The 19,683-nt window shown below is 58.9% G+C and carries 20 protein-coding genes and 2 pseudogenes; 11 read left to right on the forward strand and 11 right to left on the reverse strand.

Annotation, left to right across the window (positions count from 1 at the left end):
* Positions 1-135: 135 nt before the first annotated feature.
* Positions 136-1,335, reverse strand: coding sequence for a carboxynorspermidine decarboxylase (locus MB02_RS05110; protein WP_067533450.1), 1,200 nt, complete (start codon positions 1,333-1,335; stop codon positions 136-138).
* Between the two features lie 217 nt (positions 1,336-1,552).
* The gene (locus MB02_RS05115) at positions 1,553-2,764 is read right to left on the reverse strand and encodes a saccharopine dehydrogenase family protein (protein WP_067533454.1); all 1,212 of its coding nucleotides are present in this window, start codon (positions 2,762-2,764) and stop codon (positions 1,553-1,555) included.
* Positions 2,765-2,812: 48 nt separating this feature from the next.
* Between MB02_RS05115 and MB02_RS05120 the strand changes: the two genes are divergently transcribed.
* Together MB02_RS05120 and MB02_RS05125 are read left to right on the forward strand one after the other, a co-directional pair.
* Positions 2,813-3,781: a threonine ammonia-lyase gene (locus MB02_RS05120; RefSeq protein WP_067533455.1), complete on the forward strand. Its 969-nt coding sequence runs from the start codon at positions 2,813-2,815 to the stop codon at positions 3,779-3,781.
* 66 nt (positions 3,782-3,847) lie between these two features.
* Complete coding sequence (locus tag MB02_RS05125) at positions 3,848-4,276, forward strand: MAPEG family protein (RefSeq protein WP_067533458.1); 429 nt, start codon at positions 3,848-3,850, stop codon at positions 4,274-4,276.
* Between the two features lie 39 nt (positions 4,277-4,315).
* On the opposite strand, the gene trxB is transcribed toward MB02_RS05125, so the two are convergent.
* Positions 4,316-5,293 (reverse strand): thioredoxin-disulfide reductase, encoded by a 978-nt coding sequence (gene trxB, locus MB02_RS05130; RefSeq protein WP_067534160.1) that lies wholly within the window; start codon positions 5,291-5,293, stop codon positions 4,316-4,318.
* A gap of 128 nt (positions 5,294-5,421) precedes the next feature.
* On the opposite strand from trxB, the gene MB02_RS05135 reads away from it, so the two are divergent.
* On the forward strand, positions 5,422-6,291 hold the full coding sequence (locus MB02_RS05135; protein ID WP_067533461.1) for an alpha/beta fold hydrolase: 870 nt from the start codon (positions 5,422-5,424) through the stop codon (positions 6,289-6,291).
* On the opposite strand, the gene MB02_RS05140 is transcribed toward MB02_RS05135, so the two are convergent.
* From MB02_RS05140 to MB02_RS18165, 7 genes and pseudogenes are all read right to left on the reverse strand, one after another.
* A complete protein-coding gene (locus tag MB02_RS05140) occupies positions 6,288-7,691 on the reverse strand; it encodes an alpha,alpha-trehalose-phosphate synthase (UDP-forming) (protein WP_067533464.1) in 1,404 nt (467 codons plus the stop codon). The two genes, MB02_RS05135 and MB02_RS05140, sit on opposite strands and share 4 nt — an antisense overlap.
* A complete protein-coding gene (locus MB02_RS05145; protein WP_067533467.1) occupies positions 7,688-9,499 on the reverse strand; it encodes a glycoside hydrolase family 15 protein in 1,812 nt (603 codons plus the stop codon). The genes MB02_RS05140 and MB02_RS05145 overlap by 4 nt, the downstream gene beginning before the upstream one ends.
* Positions 9,500-9,513: 14 nt before the next feature.
* On the reverse strand, positions 9,514-10,263 hold the full coding sequence (otsB, locus tag MB02_RS05150) for a trehalose-phosphatase (protein ID WP_067533470.1): 750 nt from the start codon (positions 10,261-10,263) through the stop codon (positions 9,514-9,516).
* 78 nt (positions 10,264-10,341) lie between these two features.
* Positions 10,342-10,959, reverse strand: a complete 618-nt coding sequence (locus MB02_RS05155) for a cysteine hydrolase family protein (RefSeq protein ID WP_067533473.1) — start codon at positions 10,957-10,959, stop codon at positions 10,342-10,344.
* 132 nt (positions 10,960-11,091) lie between these two features.
* Positions 11,092-11,361 (reverse strand): annotated as a pseudogene (locus MB02_RS17930) (P-type conjugative transfer protein TrbL); the annotation flags it as partial.
* Between the two features lie 29 nt (positions 11,362-11,390).
* Positions 11,391-11,681, reverse strand: a pseudogene (locus MB02_RS18160) (Rrf2 family transcriptional regulator); the annotation flags it as partial.
* Between the two features lie 46 nt (positions 11,682-11,727).
* Entirely contained in the window at positions 11,728-11,988 is a 261-nt protein-coding gene (locus MB02_RS18165) for a transposase (RefSeq protein ID WP_456236276.1), read from the reverse strand.
* A gap of 236 nt (positions 11,989-12,224) precedes the next feature.
* Between MB02_RS18165 and MB02_RS17775 the strand changes: the two genes are divergently transcribed.
* The 4 genes from MB02_RS17775 to MB02_RS18170 all read left to right on the forward strand — a co-directional run bounded on the left by MB02_RS17775 (position 12,225) and on the right by MB02_RS18170 (position 14,778).
* Positions 12,225-12,515 (forward strand): hypothetical protein, encoded by a 291-nt coding sequence (locus tag MB02_RS17775; protein ID WP_170304631.1) that lies wholly within the window; start codon positions 12,225-12,227, stop codon positions 12,513-12,515.
* Positions 12,516-12,788: 273 nt separating this feature from the next.
* Positions 12,789-13,475 (forward strand): hypothetical protein, encoded by a 687-nt coding sequence (locus MB02_RS05165; RefSeq protein WP_067533479.1) that lies wholly within the window; start codon positions 12,789-12,791, stop codon positions 13,473-13,475.
* 32 nt (positions 13,476-13,507) lie between these two features.
* Positions 13,508-14,113, forward strand: a complete 606-nt coding sequence (locus MB02_RS05170) for a hypothetical protein (RefSeq protein ID WP_067533482.1) — start codon at positions 13,508-13,510, stop codon at positions 14,111-14,113.
* A gap of 470 nt (positions 14,114-14,583) precedes the next feature.
* A complete protein-coding gene (locus MB02_RS18170; RefSeq protein WP_407919328.1) occupies positions 14,584-14,778 on the forward strand; it encodes a helix-turn-helix transcriptional regulator in 195 nt (64 codons plus the stop codon).
* A 34-nt stretch (positions 14,779-14,812) separates the two neighbouring features.
* On the opposite strand, the gene pdxR is transcribed toward MB02_RS18170, so the two are convergent.
* The gene (pdxR, locus tag MB02_RS05180; RefSeq protein ID WP_067533488.1) at positions 14,813-16,243 is read right to left on the reverse strand and encodes a MocR-like pyridoxine biosynthesis transcription factor PdxR; all 1,431 of its coding nucleotides are present in this window, start codon (positions 16,241-16,243) and stop codon (positions 14,813-14,815) included.
* An 88-nt stretch (positions 16,244-16,331) separates the two neighbouring features.
* Between pdxR and MB02_RS05185 the strand changes: the two genes are divergently transcribed.
* The 4 genes from MB02_RS05185 to MB02_RS05200 are packed head-to-tail and all read left to right on the forward strand — an operon-like array spanning position 16,332 to position 19,627.
* Positions 16,332-17,033: a glutamine amidotransferase gene (locus tag MB02_RS05185; protein ID WP_067533491.1), complete on the forward strand. Its 702-nt coding sequence runs from the start codon at positions 16,332-16,334 to the stop codon at positions 17,031-17,033.
* Complete coding sequence (gene glyA, locus MB02_RS05190; RefSeq protein WP_082825971.1) at positions 17,030-18,358, forward strand: serine hydroxymethyltransferase; 1,329 nt, start codon at positions 17,030-17,032, stop codon at positions 18,356-18,358. The genes MB02_RS05185 and glyA overlap by 4 nt, the downstream gene beginning before the upstream one ends.
* Positions 18,359-18,368: 10 nt before the next feature.
* Entirely contained in the window at positions 18,369-19,097 is a 729-nt protein-coding gene (locus tag MB02_RS05195; RefSeq protein ID WP_067533494.1) for a YggS family pyridoxal phosphate-dependent enzyme, read from the forward strand.
* Between the two features lie 29 nt (positions 19,098-19,126).
* A complete protein-coding gene (locus MB02_RS05200; protein WP_067534165.1) occupies positions 19,127-19,627 on the forward strand; it encodes a nucleoside deaminase in 501 nt (166 codons plus the stop codon).
* Positions 19,628-19,683 lie beyond the last annotated feature (56 nt).

Raw genomic sequence — 19,683 nt, forward strand, 5'->3', positions numbered from 1 at the left:
CCTTGGGGCAGCGGAGGGGTCCTATAAAACCATCCTCATGAACCGCAAGTGAAAATCCATACCCCGCACCCGCGCGTAATTTCCAACTACGTAAAAGGCGCGGAATTCGGCCTTGCCCGGCTTAACAGGCCTGCGTCATGACAGCCGGTTGCGAAAATCCTCATAGCCGAATTTTCGGATCTGTTCGAGCGAATCGCTCTCCGAATCCCATAACCAGATCGAGGGGAGCGGTACGCCGTTGAATGTCGTGGTCTTGACCATCGAATAGTGAGCTTGATCGAGAAACGCGATACGCTGCCCCGGCTCACACGGAACGGGCAGTCGATAATCACCGATCACGTCGCCAGCCAAACAAGAGGGACCGCCCAGCCGGACCGCACCCCCTTCGCCTTCATCAATCTGGATGCCGTCTAGCGGCTCTTCACCCAGCATGGCTGGCCGATAGGGGGCCTCGATCACGTCGGGCATATGGCAGGTGGCCGATATATCCGTAACGGCAACCGGCATCCCGTTCCAATGCGTATCGAGGATTGTCCCAACAAGAATCCCTGCATCGAGCGCAACGGCTTCACCCGGTTCGAGATATACGTCCGCACCGGTATCGTCTTTCACATCGCACAGAAACTCGACAAGTTCGTCCCGTTGATAGTCAGCGCGGGTAATGTGATGCCCACCGCCGAAATTAAGCCATTTAATCTGGCCGAACCAGGGTTCGAGATGATCGAAAACCTTGTCCCAGGTTCGCTTCAGCGGCTCGAGATCCTGCTCGCAAAGCGTATGGAAATGAATGCCATCGACCAGCTCGATATGCTCGTCCTTCAACTGATCGATCGGGAAACCCAGCCGGGAATGCGGCGCACACGGATCGTAGCGTGGCACTTCGCCTTCCTGATGCAGTGGATTGATCCTCAATCCGATGTCGAAATCCTCTCCCCGCGAACGCGCGCGAAGGAGCGTGCCCCCGAACCGTTCGATCTGCATCGGCGTGTTGAAGATAACATGGTCCGAAAGACGGCAGATTTCGTCGAGATCCTCTTCCTTGTACGCCGCGCAATAGGTGGCAATCTCTCCATCGTAATGTTCGGCCGCAAGCAGGGCTTCCCACAGTCCGGATGTGCACACACCATCCAGGTACTCGCCTATAATCGGCCCCGTCGACCACATCGAGAACGCCTTCAGAGCGGCCAGAACCTTTACCCCCGCCCTCTCACGAATATCATCAAGAATGCGGAGGTTCTCCCGCAATTTGGCGGCATCGACCACAAAGGCAGGGCTATCGACGCGGGTGAGGTCAAAACGGGCAAAGGCCCCGGGATCTCCAGCTCTGGTTTCCATGGTTGCGCTTGTTACCCTTTCATCTGTGGATCGCCAATGACGGCTACTCAATAGCGAGACAGCACGGCACGAACGACATCGCCGACCTCAGCCTGGCATACAAAGACATGCGCATTCGTTCGGACAACGCCCTGCAATCCGACACGCGCCGACCGTTTGCACAATATAAAACGCGCAGCCCCTTTGGAGGTGGGGCCACACATTCAAAGCCTCAAGACTAGAACTGGAGAGGACCGTCCAATTCTTCAACCGTCCATGGCAAGCCTTGCTCGTTGAGCATGTCCATGAACGGGTCCGGGTCGAACTGCTCGATATTGAACACGCCCTCGCCCTGCCATGCACCTGTCAGCATCATAGCCGCGCCGATCATCGCTGGCACGCCCGTGGTATAGCTGACCGCCTGATTGCCGGTTTCCGCGTAGGCATCCTCATGATCGCAGATATTCTTGATGTAGAACGTCTTTTCGCCACTACCGTCCAGGGCCTCACCGGTCGCAATGTCGCCGATATTGGTCTTGCCCTTGGTCGTCGGACCAAGGCTCGCCGGTTCAGGCAGCACCGCCTTGAGGAACTGGAGCGGTACAATTTCCACACCATTGTAGGTTACCGGATCGATCCGGGTCATACCGACATTCTGCAGGACCGTAAGGTGCTTGATATACTCGTCACCGAAGGTCATCCAGAAACGGCCACGCTCCATCTCGGGGATGAATTTGGCGAGGCTTTCCAATTCTTCGTGGTACATCATGTACATGTTTTTCGACCCGACGCCCTCGAAGTCGAACATTTGCTTGTTCGACATTGCAGGCGTTTCGACAAACTGGCCTTGTTCCCAGTGTCGAGCGGGCGCGGTCACTTCGCGGATGTTGATTTCCGGATTGAAGTTGGTGGCGAATGCCTGCCCATGATCGCCGCCATTACAGTCGAGAATGTCGAGCAGGCGGATGGTCTTGAGCTTGTGCTTCTTCAACCACATGGCAAAAACACTGGTTACGCCGGGATCGAACCCACTGCCCAGCAGAGCCATGATCCCTTTTTCCCGGAAACGATCCTGATAGGCCCATTGCCACCTATATTCGAACCTGGCCTCATCCCGTGGCTCGTAATTGGCGGTATCGAGGTAATCGACCCCGGTATTCAGGCACGCATCCATGATCGCCAGATCCTGGTATGGCAGGGCAAGATTGACCACCAATCGAGGCTGAATCTTACCAATCAACGCAGTGGTGGCCGACACATCGTCGGCGTCGATGGCATAAGTAGCCACATCCACACCGGTGCGACTCTTCACTGATTCGGCAATCGCATCGCATTTGGCCTTTGTCCGGCTCGCCAAGTGTATCTCACTGAAAATACCGGAATTCATCGCCATCTTGTGGACGGCGACCGAACCGACACCACCTGCACCGATTACCAATACCCTGCTCACGCACGTCTCCTTTGGCCACAGCGAAAGACGGGCATATAGGGCCGGAATATGACAGCACAACATTCGCATGAGCCAACAACTGAAGGCGTTGCAGAAGCTGCCCGGCGTATCCACGCACTGCTCCCCTGCACCCCGCTGATACCTTCGGTAATCGGTGGAATACGTATCTGGCTGAAAGATGAAACTGCTCAACCGATCCGGGCCTTCAAAATACGTGGCGCCTGGAATCGGCTCAACGCGATATCGTCAGCACGACGGAAATATGGGGTTATCGCGGTTTCGAGCGGCAACCATGCGCTAGGGGTGGCCTGGGGCGCAGCACGCCTTGGCATCGCCGTCACCGTTCTCATGCCGCGCGATACACCTGCAGTGAAGCGCGATGCTGTGAACGCCTTGGGCGCCAGGATCGTTTATTACAGCCGGCTGCAAGACGACCGTGATGCCATGGCGGCTGATCTCTGCGCTCAGACTGGCGCAACGCTCATCCACGCCTTTGCCGACCCTTGGGTAATCGAGGGTCAAGGTAGCGTGGCAACTGAAATCGCCGCCCAGCTCGGCCAAGACCCGTCGCGAATAATCGCCCCATGCGGCGGAGGCGGGCTCCTTTCAGGCTCCGCACTCGCATGTCCTGACGCACAACTTATAGCGGTGGAGCCCGAAGGGTGGGACGACGCCGCACAGAGCATCGCCACGGGTGGCATCGCTTCTGTCGCCTCCGATGCTCCGCCGACCATTTGCGATGGAATTCAAACTCCCAGAATCTCCCCTATGACGCTCAAGATCATGCACGAACACAAGATCACCTGCATGACAGTGAACGACCAGGAAGTGGCGACGGCAATGCGTTTTGCCTTCGATCATCACGCAATCGTACTCGAACCGTCCGGCGCGGCTGGCCTGGCTGCAGCACTTTCAGGGAGCATCCCTCTGGATGAAACAAGCGCCGTTGTCCTGACCGGCGGCAACGTCGATCCTGTTCAGTTCACCGAATTGACAGGCCGCACACCAAACATGTGACACTGGACACTTCCACTCCATCGCCTCAATCTCCCGAATTCGAAAGTTAACGGAGAGGAGAACCCAATGATCGGAGTGGGGATTCTGCAACCGGTCGCGGTGTTGGCGGCGTGGACCATGGTGATGTGGTGGTGGATGTACGGCGTGCGCGTACCCGCCATGGGCAAGCTGGAAATGTCAACCGAGGAACAATCGCACCTGACGGGAGCGAAACTCGACGAATTGCTACCACCGGCTATTCAATGGAAAGCGCACAACTACAATCATCTGCATGAAGCGCCCACGGTGTTCTATGCCATCGCCATGTTGCTGGCGATCATCGGCGCAGGCGACGGATTATCTGCCCAGCTTGGCTGGGCCTACGTCACCTTGCGGATCGTCCACTCGCTTATACAAGTGACGGTCAACAAGGTCATGCTACGGTTTGCCGTGTTTGCTCTATCCAGCCTGGTGTTGATGGCACTCGTCATTCTGGCATTGGTCAACATTTTCTAGAAATGCCGACCTGGCAGGGCGGGAAGTAGCGTCAGAACGTTAGGCGCCGACGCTCTCCTTCTCGCCTTGGGCAAATTCAAGCGTAGCAAGGAAACGCTCTGCGTCGAGTGCGGCCATGCAGCCCGTTCCTGCAGCCGTCACAGCCTGGCGATAGGTGTGGTCCATCACATCACCGCAGGCAAACACACCCGGAATCGCAGTTTTCGGCGTACCTGCCTCAACCACGAGATAGCCGGACGAATCCATATCCAGTTTGCCTTGGAACAACTCCGTCGAAGGCGCATGGCCAATGGCCACGAAGGCGCCTTGCGTCGCAAACTCGCTCATTTCGCCAGTCTGGGTATCGCGCAGTGAAAGCGCCGTCAGCCCCACACCCGTTGGATCGCCAAGGAAGCTCTCCACCGCCTTGTTCCACAACACGGAAATCTTTGGATTGGCGAACAGGCGATCCTGAAGAATCTTCTCTGCGCGCAATTCGTCACGACGGTGAATCAGCGTAACATCGTCACTGTGATTGGTGAGGTAGAGCGCTTCCTCAACGGCGGTGTTGCCGCCGCCAATCACTGCCACTTTCTTGCCGCGATAAAAGAAACCGTCGCATGTGGCGCAAGCCGACACGCCTTTGCCAGAAAGCTCCTGTTCCCCGGCGACGCCCAGCCATTTGGCCTGCGCACCTGTGGCGATTACCAGCGTGTCGCCCACGTATTCATCGCCGCTGTCACCCACCGCACGGAAAGGCGAGCCATTGGCCAGGTCCACTTCAGTAATGGTATCCCACATCATGCGGGTACCGACATGTTCTGCCTGAGCCTGCATTTCCTGCATCAGCCAGGGGCCCTGAATCACGTCACGAAAGCCCGGATAGTTTTCGACATCAGTCGTGATCGTCAATTGGCCACCGGGCTGAAGCCCCTGCACCACGATCGGTTCCATTCCGGCACGCGCGCCATAAATTGCCGCCGACAAGCCCGCCGGACCCGAACCGATGATGAGCATGCGTGTCTTATGAGTCGCCATGAAATCCTCCAAGGGCGCGAGATAGGGTGAGCAAGTGCGAAATGCCACCCTTGTCCCTGCCTGTGTAGTCGAACTTTGAAATTTCTCGATGGATTGACGGACAGTCCGAACCGCGCAATGCTGGAGGTGTGAAAATTCTCGGCCCCACATCGAACAGCTTCATTTCGCAGCGCCTCAAGCTCCACTACGTAGATTGGGGCAATAGCGAAGCGCCGCCCTTGATCCTGCAGCACGGCGGGCGCGACCATTGCCGTAGTTGGGACTGGATCGCGGAAGAACTGCGGCACGACTGGCATGTAATCTGTCCTGATCTGCGCGGTCATGGCGACAGTGCATGGTCGGCGGACGGCAATTACAGCTTCAATGCTTACGTGTATGATTTCGCCCAATTGGTGCATACGCTTGGCTACGATCAGGTCACCATCGTCGCCCATTCGCTTGGCGGGAATGTCGCGGCACGTTTCGCCGGGCTATATCCCGAAAAAGTCCGCAAATTCGTCAACATCGAAGGGCTTGGCCTTACTCCCCAGGATCTTCTGGATCGCAAGCGGTTGCCCATGGCCGACCTTTTTCGCGAATGGATAGACAGAAAGCGCACTGCCGCCGCCCGTTCTCCGCGGCGTTATCCCACTCTGGAGGCGGCCTACCGCCGCATGATCGAAGAAAACGACTATCTGACCGAAGAGCAGGCCCGGCACCTCACAGTCCATGGAGCGAGCCGCAATGAGGATGGCACATTCAGCTGGAAGTTCGATCCTTATCTCAACGTCTGGCCATTTTCGGACCTGACCCCAGAACAGATTCAATCGCTATGGCACGCGATCACTTGCCCGACGCTGTTGCTTTGGGGAAAGAACAGCTTCTTTCCCAGCCCTGCGGAAGATGGCCGGCTCGACTTTTTCCAAAATGCGAAACTCGTCGAGTTCGAAAATGCAGGTCACTGGTTACATCATGACCAGTTCGACCGTTTCATGGCCGAGATTGGCGCGTTCCTCTAGGAACGCAGGCTTGCCTCTTCGCCAATGGCTTCGAGATCACTGACGAAGTTCTCCGTCCAGTCGAGAACATTGTCCTCTCGTACTGTCTGGATGAGTTTGTCCCAGCGTGCCTTGCGTTCCTCCTTCGGCATTTCCAATGCCACGCGGATCGCATGGGCGACATCGTCTCCACTGTAGGGATTGACCAGCAGCGCATCCTGTAATTGCTGCGCAGCACCGGCAAAGCGCGACAAAATCAGGACGCCGGGATCTTCCGGGTCCTGCGCAGCCACATACTCCTTCGCCACCAGGTTCATGCCATCGCGCAAAGGCGTCACCAGCCCAATCTTGGATGCGCGGTAGAACCCCGCCAGCTCAGCCAAGGTGTGACCTTTGTTGACGTATCGAATAGGGACAAGGTCAACCTCCGACCGCGCACCATTAATTTGCCCCGTCTTCTGTTCCAGCAATTGCCGGATTTGCTGATAGGATCCGATGTCCTCGCGGCTGGGCGGTGCGATCTGGATATAGACCAGATCCTGCACCCGCTCCGGATAATTATCGAAGAAACGCCCGATCGCATCGATCCGCTCTGGCAAACCCTTCGAATAGTCCAACCGGTCAACACCGATCATCGCTGTCCGGTGTCGGGTGCTTGTAATGATCCGCTGCTCGGCCTCACGCGCTATGTCAGTGTCGCATTGGGCCATCATATGATCGTAGTCGATGCCGATCGGATAGGCCTTGGCGATCGTCACACGGCCATCGAGCGAAATCTGTCCAGTCGCCTCATCAACATCCGCCCCCAACTCTTTCGAGCAATAGTGCAGAAAGCTCTCCAGCCATTCGGTCGTCTGAAATCCGACGAGATCATAATGCAGCATGGTACGTACAAGCCGCTCATGAAACGGCAGGGATACGAACAGCCGCGTGGGTGGCCAGGGAATATGGAGAAAGAACCCCATCTTGTTCTTCAGGCCTCGATCACGCAGGCGTTCACCTAGTGGGATGAGATGATAGTCATGCACCCAGACAATGTCGTCCGGCTGGATCAACGGTATCACGCTTTGCGCGAAGCGTTCGTTAACCCGTTCATATCCCATACCGAATTCACGATGATATTCGGCCAGATCGATCCGGTAATGAAACAGCGGCCACAAAGTCGAGTTCGCGTAGCCGTTGTAATATTCTTCCACATCCTGCGACTCGAGATCGATCGTGGCCGTCGTAACGCCATCGGCCTGGCGCACTGAAATATCTCCGGTGAACTCAGCGCATTCGCCACCTGACCAGCCGAACCAGATGCCACCGTTCTTCTTGAGCGCCGAATTCAACGCACCGGCCAGCCCTCCTTGCGCACCCGCCGCACCGCGTGCCTTGGGCACAGCCACCCGGTTCGAGATTACGACAAGTCGGTTCATCTTACTGTGTTCCATGATTTGGATAGCAGGCCGGCACAGTTTATCACCCCTACCAGCGAGTAAGTCTGGGGGAAGTTCCCCCACAATTCGCCATTATCGAAGTCCATATCCTCCGAGAGGAGGCCGGACTTGGTCATATGGCTCAGCATCGTGCAGAAAAGCTGCCGCCCTTCTTCGTCACGCCCGGCAAGGTGCAATGCCTCGATCAGCCAGAAGGTGCATATGTTGAAAGCCGTTTCCGGCGCGCCGAAGTCGTCTTCATGTGCGTAGCGCAGCATGTGCTCGCCTCGACGCAAAGCCTTCTCGACAGCCGCGAATGTTGAGCGAAAGCGCGGGTTGTCAGGCGTCAGAAACCGCAGTTCGACCATTTGCAGCAAACTGGCGTCCAGATAGTCGCTTTCAAAGGACGCCCCGTAGTGCCCAATGCCCTCTTCGTTACCGCTGCCTTCGACCCAGGCCCTGCGTTCAATCGTGTCCTGAATGGTTTCCGCCCTGCCGCGCCACACGAGACATCGGTCTTCCTTGCCCAATCGCGCTGCAACATTGGCAAGGCGATCACAGGCAGCCCAACTCATTACCGCAGAATAGGTATGTACTTCCTGCCGGGTGCGAAACTCCCACAAGCCGGCATCGGGCTGATCATACATTTTCCATGCCATCTCGCCGACTTCTTCCAGCGCAGCGAAATCGCGCTCGTCCGCAATGCGTAGCAGGCGTCTGTCGAAGAACGCCTGAGTGGTCGGCAGAACGATCTGGCCATAGCAATCGTACTGAACCTGCGTGTAGGCAGCATTGCCGATCCGAACCGGCCCCATCCCACGATAGCCGGCAAGAAACGCTGCCGTCGTCTCATCCAGTTCAGCATCTCCCATGACGGAATAGAGCGGCTGAATCTGTCCTCCTTTTGCGGCATCGACGATATTGCGCAGGTAAGTGAGGTACTTCTCCAAAACGTCGAGAGCGCCAAGCCGGTTGAGCGCCTGTACCGTGTAATAGGAATCGCGAATCCAGCAGTATCGGTAATCCCAGTTACGTTCGGAATGAGGCGCTTCGGGGATGGAAGTGGTCAGCGCAGCAACGATCGCGCCGGTTTCTTCATGCTGGCACAGCTTCAGAGTGATCGCACAACGGATCACTTCATCCTGCCACTCGAAAGGTGTTGCCAGCCCGCGAGACCAGAGCCGCCAATACTTGGCCGTCTGCTCCTCCATGGAGCGGATTTCTGCTCTCAGATTCCCCGAAAACGGTTCATCCGGACCGAGGAAGAAGTGCTGATCCGATTCAACCCGAAACGTCCGCTGCTCCAGTATATACCCGACGGGCGCATCCGTGCTGAGGCGCAATGCCTGAGGGCCGATAAGATAGCGGATGTGATTGGTGCCATTGGTCGTTTCAGCGACCTGCTTGCCGTAATCGAGCATAGGCCGCAGCACGACTTTCATCCGCGGCGTCCCTGCAACCGGGCGCACCACCCGGATATAGGCTACAGGCCGATACATCCGGCCTGATCGTTCATAACGCGGGCAGAAATCCGTGATTTCAACCGCGCTGCCATCCTCAGCCTCCAGCCGGGTCACGAGGATCGGTGTGTTGCGCAGGTAGCTTTGCGAGACGGAAACCTGGCCTTCCAATTCGAAGCGCCAGACACCGATATCCTGTTGCCCACCATTCAAAAGCGCACAGAACACTGGATCGCCATCGACGCGCGGCACACACCCCCAGACCAGCCCGCCCCGGCTGTCGATCAGACCACTGACCTGACAGTTGCCCACCGGCCAAAGATCGAGCGAACTCTGCCATGGAGCCATTTCGGAGGGGGAAGTCACAGATCGAGCCATTCGTGCACCTTTGCCGGGGATGGAAGGCGATAACGGGCAAGCGTATCCTGCCGCCCGCCAACAATAATTCCAAAGCCGCCGAGTTCCGCTACTGCGCGAAATCCGTCTTCGTCCGTCACATCATCACCGATGAAGACCGGACGCGAACCGGCAAAGCCTTGCTCGGCCATGAAAGCGCACACCGCTGCCCCTTTGTCAGCTTCACGCGGGACCAGTTCAACCACGCATTTCCCACGCTTTGCCTTGAGCTCATACCGGGCAGCCTGCTCATCGGCAAAAGCAAGGCAAGCCGCTTCGCAACCAGGCGCATTCCGATAATGCAGGGCCGCACCCAGGCGTTTCGCCTCGTAATAGAGTCCTTCTGACCGGGTAGCGAACTGTCCGACTGCGACACGCACCGCTTCGGGGAATATCGCTGGCCTCTCTCCAATCCGACTTCCATCGGCGCGTACTCTTTCAAGTCCGTGCGAACCGGCACGGGCAAGATCGAGTGAACCGAGATGTTCCTGAAGATTTTCAAGCGAGCGTCCGCTAACCAATGCCACCCGCCCGGAAAGATCCGAAGACAGGCGCTCCAGACGCCGGGCGAAGCCATCAGGCACGAAGATTGCGTCCGGAGCCGGGGCGATGTCCACCAGCGTCCCATCGAAATCGACAAACAGCGATATCGGGCCGTTTTCCCGTAATGCGCCGAGCGAAGGCGGCGGCAGCTCGCTTGTGGCCGTCCCTGTCATTGACAGTCAACTTAGTGACTGCTCCGCTCCGGTCAACGCAGTTGCGGCAAATTATTGAATCAAATTTCAAAAATCATTTCAAGCCAGAGCCTCGGCGACTTCCTCCGCAGTTGTGATACGGGCAAGCATTCTCAGCTGTTCCTGCACAATTGTTTCATGCACCTCCGGATCTGCACCGGCAATGCAATCCTCTGCGATCACGACGTAGTAGCCCATTTCAGATGCCGCAAAAGTGCATCCTGTGATCGCCAGATTGGTCGAAACACCTGTCAGCACCACTGTCTCCACGTCCATGCGTCGCAGCATCGCATCAAGGGACGTTCCAAGAAACGGGATCATTCCCGAGCTACGTTCCGAAACGATATCTCCAGGCTCCGGGGCAAGAGCCGAAACGATGTCGACCTCCGGCGTTCCGGCAACCATGGTTCCTTGTTTGCGCACCAACGCATCGATCAGCGTATTTGGCTTCACGTCCAAAAAATCGGGTCGGTGCGCTGCTGTCGCGTGAATGACCGGCAACCCTGCGCCGCGAAAGGCCCGCGCCAGTCCAGCTATGCGGGAGACGATACCTCGCCGCTCAACTTCGTTGGCTAATCCAGGAAAAGGAGTCATCTCCCGCTCGATCACGCCCCGCTGGCATTCACTGATGACGAGAGCAGCCTTTCCCTTGATCGCGAATTGCCTCCCACTTCCCATGCCCAAACTCCGTGTTCGCCAACATCCAAACCCAACGTAATGGCAGGCCCGATCCGACGATCAATTCCGGAAACGCCAATTCCGGCCCTGCGGACCGATGGAGGGGTCATGAGAATGGTAGCGGAGGAGGGCGGCGGCTCCACCGGACAGCAATGCAGCGCCACCTTTGGCTGCCATGATAGCGCCACCACCGCGACAAGGGCTGCACCACCCACAGCAAGGCCGGTCCCTGCCGCCGCGCCTGCGCCAAGCTGCGGACCGCCGGAGACAAACCCGGTGGCGATGCCAGGACCAAAATGCCGAGACCCAGCAGCGACAGCCCGCAAGGACGACGGCCATGACTTCGTCGATAGTCGGGGTCTGACCGCCGAAGCCGGTCGTGAACTGCGAGAACAGCGTTGACGATGCCGGGACATGCCGCCGTCGCACGATTAAAGTCCGCTCTGGCGAGCCGCGCCAGTGTGCTCCAGCCAAGCTCTTGTTGCTTCTCCAACCCCCTTGATTGGCCTCGCTTCAGCGGTGGATTTGAGGTCGGCCAGGCTCGTTTCAGCGAGAACACTCCGCCAAGCCAGATCGGCCTTGTGCATTATCTGAGCGATGGCGCACGGGAAAATATAGCTTCCCTTGCCAGCGGCGCACGGACCCTGTTGGCGTATTTCGGTGCAACGTAAAAAATGTTCGTCACCATCTAAAGCTTGGACGATTTCCAACACCGTGATCTGGTCAGCAGGACGCCATGACCTCGGCCAGCGTCACCGCCACGGTTTCCTAAACCCCGGCTTCGCTCCACCGCCGGAACCGCCGATAGATGCTGTTCCAACTACCGTATTTGGGTGGCACATCCCGCCACGGAGCGCCGCAGCGAAGCCGCCAGAGGATATCGTTGATGATCGCGCGGTTCTGCTCGGGTCGCCTGCCGCGACCACGGCTCTCAGGCTTGATCGGTAGCAAGTCCTTCAAAATGCGCCATTCTGCTTGGGTGAGATCGCCCCGGCTCAAGCCTGCCTCCAAAAGGCAGCCTTGAATCAATCATCTCGCACTTCGTCAATCATGTTGGTTTTACCCCCACTCACCGAAACGTGCCTGACCGGATATTCGCGCATTGCAGACATTCTGTTGGATCGAGTAGGCGTCAACGGTGGAATCGCATGAGCAATCAGAGTGGAACGGCACCAAAGCGTTTCTTGGCGGCTTGTATGCGGCTAAGCTCTATATCGCAGCTCCAGTGCTGCTCGGTTTGCTGATCATGGCAATATTTGGCGAGGGTGATTACATCCTTGCCATTCTTGCCGGCCTTTACACTGCGCTGGCTGTCCATGGTGAACGTGTTCGTCGAGCAGCAGAAATCCGAACCTTTCGGCGGTCGCTGGGGTTCAATACAGCGTTATGGTCATCAATTTTGGCTGCGCTATGCGCGATGGGGGCAATCGCATTCGCTGCATCGGGCGGATGGCGATACTTTGGCTAAAGCCTGGCTGCTTCCGCCCCCGGCATACGCTATTTTAACCCTCGCCACCGCCAAGGCTGCAATTTGCCCACGCCGCCTAGATCATTGAAATAATTGATTTTGTTTTGGATCGCCCGGTTTGGTTTTCTATAAGCCCCTCAAAGGGCCTAATAATTCTGGCCTCAAAAATCTCTGGAACCGAGGGCGAGGAAGCGGATAATCGCTGCATTAGGCTGCGATTACCGGATCAATATGAATGGGCGAATCGCCGCCATGATTGAGTCTGTGCTGTCCCTAACGGGTTTCACCTGATTTTCGTTATCTCCCCATTTCTTAAGAAAATCCAGCTATCGGCCTGCTAAGGTTTGGTAGGCGGAATAGGATGGACGATCAGCACGGCAACACAGTGGCGCGGCGGACAGCTGTAGGCTTGTTCGCCGGTGGGGCCGCAATGCTGCTCGGCGGCTGCGGCCTGTCCACGACAAGGGCCAGCTATAGGTTCCGCATGACGGTTGTAACCTGGTCCGCAAACGGATCGGGCGTGCTGCGAGTCAATGCTTCCAAGTCGATCGCGCTGACCGTGCACGAACATGCGGGAGGCGCGGGCCTGACCGGCCAAGCGGTTGTGATCGACCTGCCCACTGGTCCTGTTTTCGCTCTGTTGACCATCGGAGACGGCAAGCCACTGCTGGCAACGCAAGTGACACGGGCGCTCGCTCCCGGCGTCAATACGTTAGATGCAAGCGATTTCCTAGAGACGGTGGATAGGCTGGAAAGCGGGTCCGGTGCCGCAAAGGCCGAACTGCCACGCGCGGATTGGCCGATGATGGTCCGATTCCGCGATCTCAACGATTCCACGACCGTGGAACTGGTTGATCCCGCCACCATCGGCGTGAGGCGCATCGTTGTTCAAACCACTCGCGACGATGTGACCACCGGCCTAAGAACACGCTTGCCGTGGTTGTCCAACGGTGGGCTGACTCTGGACCCGGACGCGAGACCGACAATCACGCCAACATTTCCTCAAATGATCCGCCAGCGCGCATTAACTACCGAAATTCCACGATAACTTCTTCAAGCAGAGAGAGGAAGCCCAAGGCCATGACGACACGGCGGCATATTCTGGCGCTGCTGGTGAGCGGAGCCGCAATGCTACTCGCCGGGTGCAACGAATTGTTCCCGGAAACCTATCGCTACCGCCTGACGGTGGAAGTCGATACGCCGGAAGGCCCGCGCGCTGGTTCAAGCGTGATCGAAGTCAGCGGACATAAGGGTATAGGTATTCCCGGCCCCGAAGCCGGGGGATGGATAAGCCGGGTTCAAGGGGAAGCGGTAGCGGTCGATCTTCCGAACGGGCGCACCTTGTTCGCGCTGCTGCGTTCGGAGGACGGCCGGGGCGCCGAAAGCTACGCATGGGCGCTGTTGCCGCAGCCACTGGCAAGTAGCGGAACCTCCGAAAAGCATGATGCCCTCCGCGCGGTGGTCGGTGCGGCCGATCTGGAGCGCGAGAACTATCCGATGCTGGTGACGTTTCGCAACATCACCGTTCCGGCAAGTGTGGAAGCGGTCGATCCCGGTAATCTCGGCGCATCCTTTGGGCCGGGTTACGCGCTGCACCGCATCACCGTGCAGATTACCGATGATCACCTCCCCGACCGAACAGGTCACGTCCATGAACGTCGTGACCGTCCAGCATCAAACAGATGATTGGTAGCGGAGGACCGCTACCGCCAATCCCCACACCTGCCGGAAATACGCTACAGGCTCCGATTGTTCTCTCGGAACTTGGCCGCCGGCTCAGCGCATTTCCGGCCATTGTGGCGCTGCGCCAATAGTGTCCAGAGCACCTCTTTTGCTTCGGCAGACGAATAGTCGCAGTTCGAGACGAACGCCTCCTCGCAGCAGCCCGGGCCTCACGCGATGAAGTTGGCGAGGCTGCCGATGGAAGCAAGCTTGTGACAGAGCATCTGGGCATTTTGGTCGCCGTCCATCTCTATCGCCATTACAGCGACGCAAAATGGCTGCCCCGACCAATCAAAGGCGGATTGGGGGCGGCGCGATTACGGCAGGTGATCGACTATATCGAGGCTCATCTTGCGGACGATCTCAGCTTGGCAATGCTGGCCAGCATAGCCGGACTTAGCCTGCATCACTTTGGGGAGACCTTCCGCCAATCCATGGGTGTCCCGCCGCATCGGTTCGTCCTGAGCAGAAGGATCGAGCGTGCCAAAATTCTTCTTCTCAGCACCGACATGACGATCACCCAGATCGCATTTGCCGTTGGCTATTCGAGCCAAAGTCATTTCGCGACGAAATTTCGCGAGGCCGCAGGTGCGACACCCCAACGTTTTCGGATTGAGCGAAGGGGATAGGTAGCGGGGTGGCCGAACAGCTGCCGGTCATTTGTCAGGTTCTCAGATGGGCTATCTTGAGCATTTCGACAGCCTGGTCAATTTCCGGCTCATCCAAGCCGGCATAACCGAGGCGGAAGGCCGCAGGTCCAAGTCCATCGATGCTATGCTGTGCTGCAGGCGTCAGAGATAACCCCAGTTCGCTTGCCACTTTGCTCCAGCGCTCGGGGTCGGTGCCGTCAACGATCCGTGCCCATAACGCCAAGCCGCCGCGCGGGATGTCGAAGGCCAGTGCGTCTGGCAGAGCACTACGCAGCCTAGCCGCAAGATAATCCCTGCGTGCATGATAAATGCGGCGCGCCTTGCGGGCGTGACGGGCGAGTTCGCCATCTTCGATCATCAAGGCCACGGCTTCCTCCAGCGGACCGTCGCCCTGCCGATCGATTGCTTCCCGGATCCCGGCCATGCGCGCCACCAGATCGGGCGGAGCGACGACATAGCCCAGCCGGATTCCAGGAGCGAGCAGCTTGGACAGCGATCCGATGTAGACGGTTTCGCCTGGGGCCCGAGCCGCGATTGGTAGGACGGGCGCTCCTTCGAACCGATAGTCATGGTCATAATCGTCTTCGAGGATGGTCAGCCGTGCTGTGCGAGCGAGGTCTATCAGGCGGAGGCGCCGTGAGGCCCCCATGGTGACGGTGGTGGGATACTGATGGTGCGGCGTGACATAAACGGCCCCTATCGACCGATCACGCGCCAGCGCCCCTTCGAGCCCGTCGATGGACATGCCCCCCTCATCCACCGCGATCGGAACGACCCGTACGCCGGCGGCCCTGAACGCGGTGACAGCGAGCGGGTAGCCAGGGTTCTCAACGGCAATCGCCATGTCAGGAACGGCAATGGCTTGTGCGGCAAGAAACAGAGCCATCTGACTGCCTCGCGTCACCATTAGGTCATGCGACGCGAAAGACAGGCCACGCTCGACGGCGAGATGCGTCGTCAACGCTTTGCGAAGCGCAGTGGTCCCGCGCGGATCATCATAGCCGAGCGAGGACAGTGCCTTCTTACGGATGAGCCCGCGCCGGAAAGCCCGCGCCATCGCCGCAGTCGGAAGCAATCGGGGGTCCGCGGCGCCATCGCTGAATGACAAGAGTGATTTTGCACTCTCTTCAGTCCGGCTCCCGTTGAGCTGCGGGTTCGCTTCGGCACCCGCAGGCGAGTACAAACCAATGTCAGGCAGATTGCGCGCAACGAAGGTGCCGCGCGAAGGCTCCGCCACCAGCCACCCTTGCGCCACAGCGTCTTGATAGCCTGCATCCACCGTGTTGCGGTTTAAGCCAAGCACCTTCGCCAGTGCCCGCGTCCCTGGCAGGCGCGAGCCAGGTTTCAATCGCCCTGCCTCAATCGCAGCGATCACGGCGTCGGCAACCTTGAGATAAGGAGGCCGTGCAGAACGAGGATCAAGTTCGATAGTCAGGTTGCGCACGATCCGGCCTAAGTAATATTTCGAAACTGGATCATCCTAATAGGCCGGTTTACGCCTATGACCAGCCCGACTTTCAAGGAGGGCACCAATGCCGAAAACCGCAGTCGCCATCCGGCATGTACCGTTCGAGGATCTTGGCACCTTCGAACAACCACTCGTCGAGGCCGGATTTAAGCTGCACTACTACGATATTGGCGTCGACGAACTCTGGACGCTGGAGCCGGTAAAAACCGATCTGGTCATCGTGCTGGGCGGGCCAGTCGGGGTGTATGACACGGGCAGCTACCCATTCCTCATCGACGAAATCGCGCTGCTGAAGGACAGGCTGGCGGCCAACCGGCCCACGCTGGGTATCTGCCTGGGCGCGCAGCTCATGGCGGCGGCGCTCGGCGCGGGCGTCGCCCCCGGCGATGAGAAGGAAATCGGCTTCGCGCCGCTCACTCTGACAGAGGCCGGAGGGCAAAGCCCTCTCGCCCATCTCGCCAATGCGCCAGTGCTGCACTGGCATGGCGACAGCTTCGCCATTCCGAACGGAGCCAAGAAGCTGGCCGAAACCCCGGCCTGTGCCAATCAGGCTTTTGCTCTCGGTCCCAACATCCTCGGCCTGCAATTTCACCCGGAAGCGGATGCCAAGCGGATCGAACGCTGGCTGATCGGCCATGCCTGCGAACTGGCGACAGCAGGCCTCGATCCCAGCGTCCTGCGTACAGATGCGGCGCGCTACGGAGCACCGCTGCGCGATGCGGGCCGCCTGATGTTCTCCCAATGGCTAAAGGAGTTGCGGCCATGACCCCCCAATCCCCTGCCCTTCTCCTTGCGCCGTCGTCCGGCATCGCTTCCCGGTTGGGCGGCGAAGTGGTGCCGGACGACATCGCCATCGCGGACCCGGACCTGTTTGCCATTGTCGAAGACGAACGGCAGCGCCAGCAAGACTGTATCGAACTGATCGCCAGCGAAAACTTCGCCAGCCGCGCGGTGCGGATGGCGCAAGGTTCGATCTTCACCAACAAATATGCCGAGGGCTATCCGGGGCGGCGCTATTATGGCGGCTGCGGACCGTCCGACGCGGTGGAGCAACTCGCGATCGATCGGCTGCGGCAGCTGTTCGGGGCCAACTGGGCCAATGTACAACCGCATAGCGAGGCGACCGCCAACCTCGCCGTGTCGTTCGCGCTCCTGAAGCCGGGCGATACGATCCTGGGCCTCGATCTTGCCTGCGGCGGGCACCTGACGCACGGCGCCAAGGTGACGATCTCAGGTCGCTGGTTCAGCGCGGCCAGCTACAAGGTCCGGCAAGACGACGAGCGGATCGACCTTGACGATCTCGCCCGCGTCGCGCGCGAAACCCGCCCTCGTCTCATCATCGCGGGCGGATCAGCCTATCCGCGCCGAATCGACTTTGCCGCGATCCGCGCCATTGCCGATGACGTGGGGGCCTGGCTGCTGGCCGACGTCGCCCATTATGCCGGCCTCATCGTTGCCGGGCTCTATCCCAATCCTTTGCCGCATGCCCATGTCGTCACCTCGACCACGCACAAGACACTGCGCGGCCCTCGCGGCGGCGTGATCCTCAGCAACGACCCGGAACTGGGCAGGAAGATCGACAAGGCGGTGTTTCCCGGTACGCAGGGCGGGCCACTGATGCAGGTCATCGCTGCCAAGGCCGTCGCCTTTGGTGAGGCCGGAACCTCTGCGTTCGAAGATTATGCGCGGCGGGTCCGCGATAACGCCCGCATGTTGGGCGATGTGCTGGCCGATGGTGGGCTACGCCTCGTCACCGGCGGCACGGACTGCCATTTGCAGCTCGTCGACCTGCGCCCGTTCGGCATCGACGGGCAAAGCGCCGCCGACCTGCTCGAAAGCGCCGGGCTGACCATCAACAAGAATGCGATCCCGTTCGACACGCAGCCCCCGTCCGCCCCCTCGGGCATCCGACTGGGCTCGCCAGCAGGCACCACGCGCGGGTTCGGGGAGGCGGAATATAAGCTGATCGGACAGATTATCCTCACCCTGCTCGATGCCGCCCGCAAGGGTCGCACACCGGATGGCGCGGTGATCGACAGAGCGCAGCGACAGGTGCGCGATCTCATCGCCGCCTTCCCGCTGGAACCATAGGGGCACGCAGATGAGCGGCAACATCGCCTCTAATCTCGCGTGCGTTAATGCCCGGATCGAAGCGGCCTGCCTGCGCGCAGGCCGCGATCCAGCTTCCGTGCGGCTCTTGCCGGTCACCAAGACGCTGCCGCCGGACCGCGTGCGCGAAGCCTATGCCGCCGGGCTCGACTGCTTTGGCGAGAACAAGGTGCAGGAAGCGCGCGGCAAGGCGGAAGCCTTGGCCAATCTGCCCGTGCGGTGGAGCGTGATCGGTCATTTGCAGACCAACAAGGTCAAGTACCTCACCCGCTTCGCCAGCGAATTTCAGGCGCTCGACAGCCTGCGTCTTGCCGAAGCGCTCGATCGGCGGCTTCAGGCGGCAGGGCAAAGCCTCGACGTGTTCGTGCAGGTCAACACCTCGCGCGAGGACAGTAAGTTCGGGTTGCCGCCCGAAGAAGTGATGGCCTTTGCGAAAGCTCTGCCCGCCTTCACCAGCCTGCGCGTGCGCGGCCTGATGACGCTGGCAATCTTCTCCGAGGACACCATCCGCGTCCGCCAGTGCTTTCGCGATCTGCGCGCTATTCAGCAGCGCCTACTGCAGGAAGGTGACGCCGCCCAAAACTGGCACGGCCTTTCGATGGGCATGTCGGGCGATTTTGAAATCGCCGTTGAGGAAGGCGCCACGGTCGTGCGAGTGGGACAGGCAATCTTTGGCCCCCGCCTCTTGCCGAACTCACATTATTGGCCGGGCGCACAATGACAGCAACCATTCCCCGATCGGAGAAGAATATGGTCAATCCGGTTCTGCCTGAGGATGCGATGGCAAGAGCTATCGCCCTGTCTCAAGAGGCAATCTCGCAAGGCTCGGGGCCGCCCTTTGGGGCGGTGATAGTGAAAGATGGAGCCATCGTCGGGGAAGGCTTCAATCACGTTCATGCTCACAACGATCCGACCGCTCACGCCGAAATCGTCGCAATTCGGAACGCCTGCAAGACGCTCGAAGCGCCGTTCCTCGATGGCTGCATTTTATATTCAAGCTCTGAACCATGCCCCATGTGCATGTCAGCTATTTACTGGTCGCGGATCTCAGCTGTCCGGTTCGCAACGGACCGAAACGCCGCGGCGCGCGCGGGGTTCGATGATCGGACGCTTTATGCGGAACTTCAGCGGCCCCTTGCCGAACGTGAAATCTCCATGATCCAGATGATGGCTGAGGAAGGTCAGTCGACATTCGACATCTGGACGCAGGGTGGGCGATCGGCCGTGCAAACGACACTCAATGAAGAGTAGGCTCGAATTACCTGGCTGGCACTGGGCAGCTTGCCGGCCATCCTTCGCACTTGGCT

The sequence above is a fragment of the Croceicoccus estronivorus genome, from assembly GCF_001625325.1.
Lineage (GTDB): Bacteria > Pseudomonadota > Alphaproteobacteria > Sphingomonadales > Sphingomonadaceae > Caenibius > Caenibius estronivorus.

Bases quoted from the DNA above. Each gene is read 5' to 3' on its own strand.
- glyA (WP_082825971.1), top strand. From the start codon at position 17,030: ATGACCCCCCAATCCCCTGCCCTTCTCCTTGCGCCGTCGTCCGGCATC.
- trxB (WP_067534160.1), bottom strand. From the start codon at position 5,293: ATGGCGACTCATAAGACACGCATGCTCATCATCGGTTCGGGTCCGGCG.
- MB02_RS05120 (WP_067533455.1), top strand. From the start codon at position 2,813: ATGACAGCACAACATTCGCATGAGCCAACAACTGAAGGCGTTGCAGAA.
- MB02_RS05165 (WP_067533479.1), top strand. From the start codon at position 12,789: ATGGACGATCAGCACGGCAACACAGTGGCGCGGCGGACAGCTGTAGGC.
- MB02_RS05185 (WP_067533491.1), top strand. From the start codon at position 16,332: ATGCCGAAAACCGCAGTCGCCATCCGGCATGTACCGTTCGAGGATCTT.
- otsB (WP_067533470.1), bottom strand. From the start codon at position 10,263: ATGACAGGGACGGCCACAAGCGAGCTGCCGCCGCCTTCGCTCGGCGCA.
- MB02_RS05140 (WP_067533464.1), bottom strand. From the start codon at position 7,691: ATGAACCGACTTGTCGTAATCTCGAACCGGGTGGCTGTGCCCAAGGCA.
- MB02_RS05110 (WP_067533450.1), bottom strand. From the start codon at position 1,335: ATGGAAACCAGAGCTGGAGATCCCGGGGCCTTTGCCCGTTTTGACCTC.
- MB02_RS18170 (WP_407919328.1), top strand. From the start codon at position 14,584: ATGGGTGTCCCGCCGCATCGGTTCGTCCTGAGCAGAAGGATCGAGCGT.
- MB02_RS05195 (WP_067533494.1), top strand. From the start codon at position 18,369: ATGAGCGGCAACATCGCCTCTAATCTCGCGTGCGTTAATGCCCGGATC.
- MB02_RS05200 (WP_067534165.1), top strand. From the start codon at position 19,127: ATGGTCAATCCGGTTCTGCCTGAGGATGCGATGGCAAGAGCTATCGCC.
- MB02_RS05170 (WP_067533482.1), top strand. From the start codon at position 13,508: ATGACGACACGGCGGCATATTCTGGCGCTGCTGGTGAGCGGAGCCGCA.
- MB02_RS05155 (WP_067533473.1), bottom strand. From the start codon at position 10,959: ATGGGAAGTGGGAGGCAATTCGCGATCAAGGGAAAGGCTGCTCTCGTC.
- MB02_RS05125 (WP_067533458.1), top strand. From the start codon at position 3,848: ATGATCGGAGTGGGGATTCTGCAACCGGTCGCGGTGTTGGCGGCGTGG.
- MB02_RS05145 (WP_067533467.1), bottom strand. From the start codon at position 9,499: ATGGCTCCATGGCAGAGTTCGCTCGATCTTTGGCCGGTGGGCAACTGT.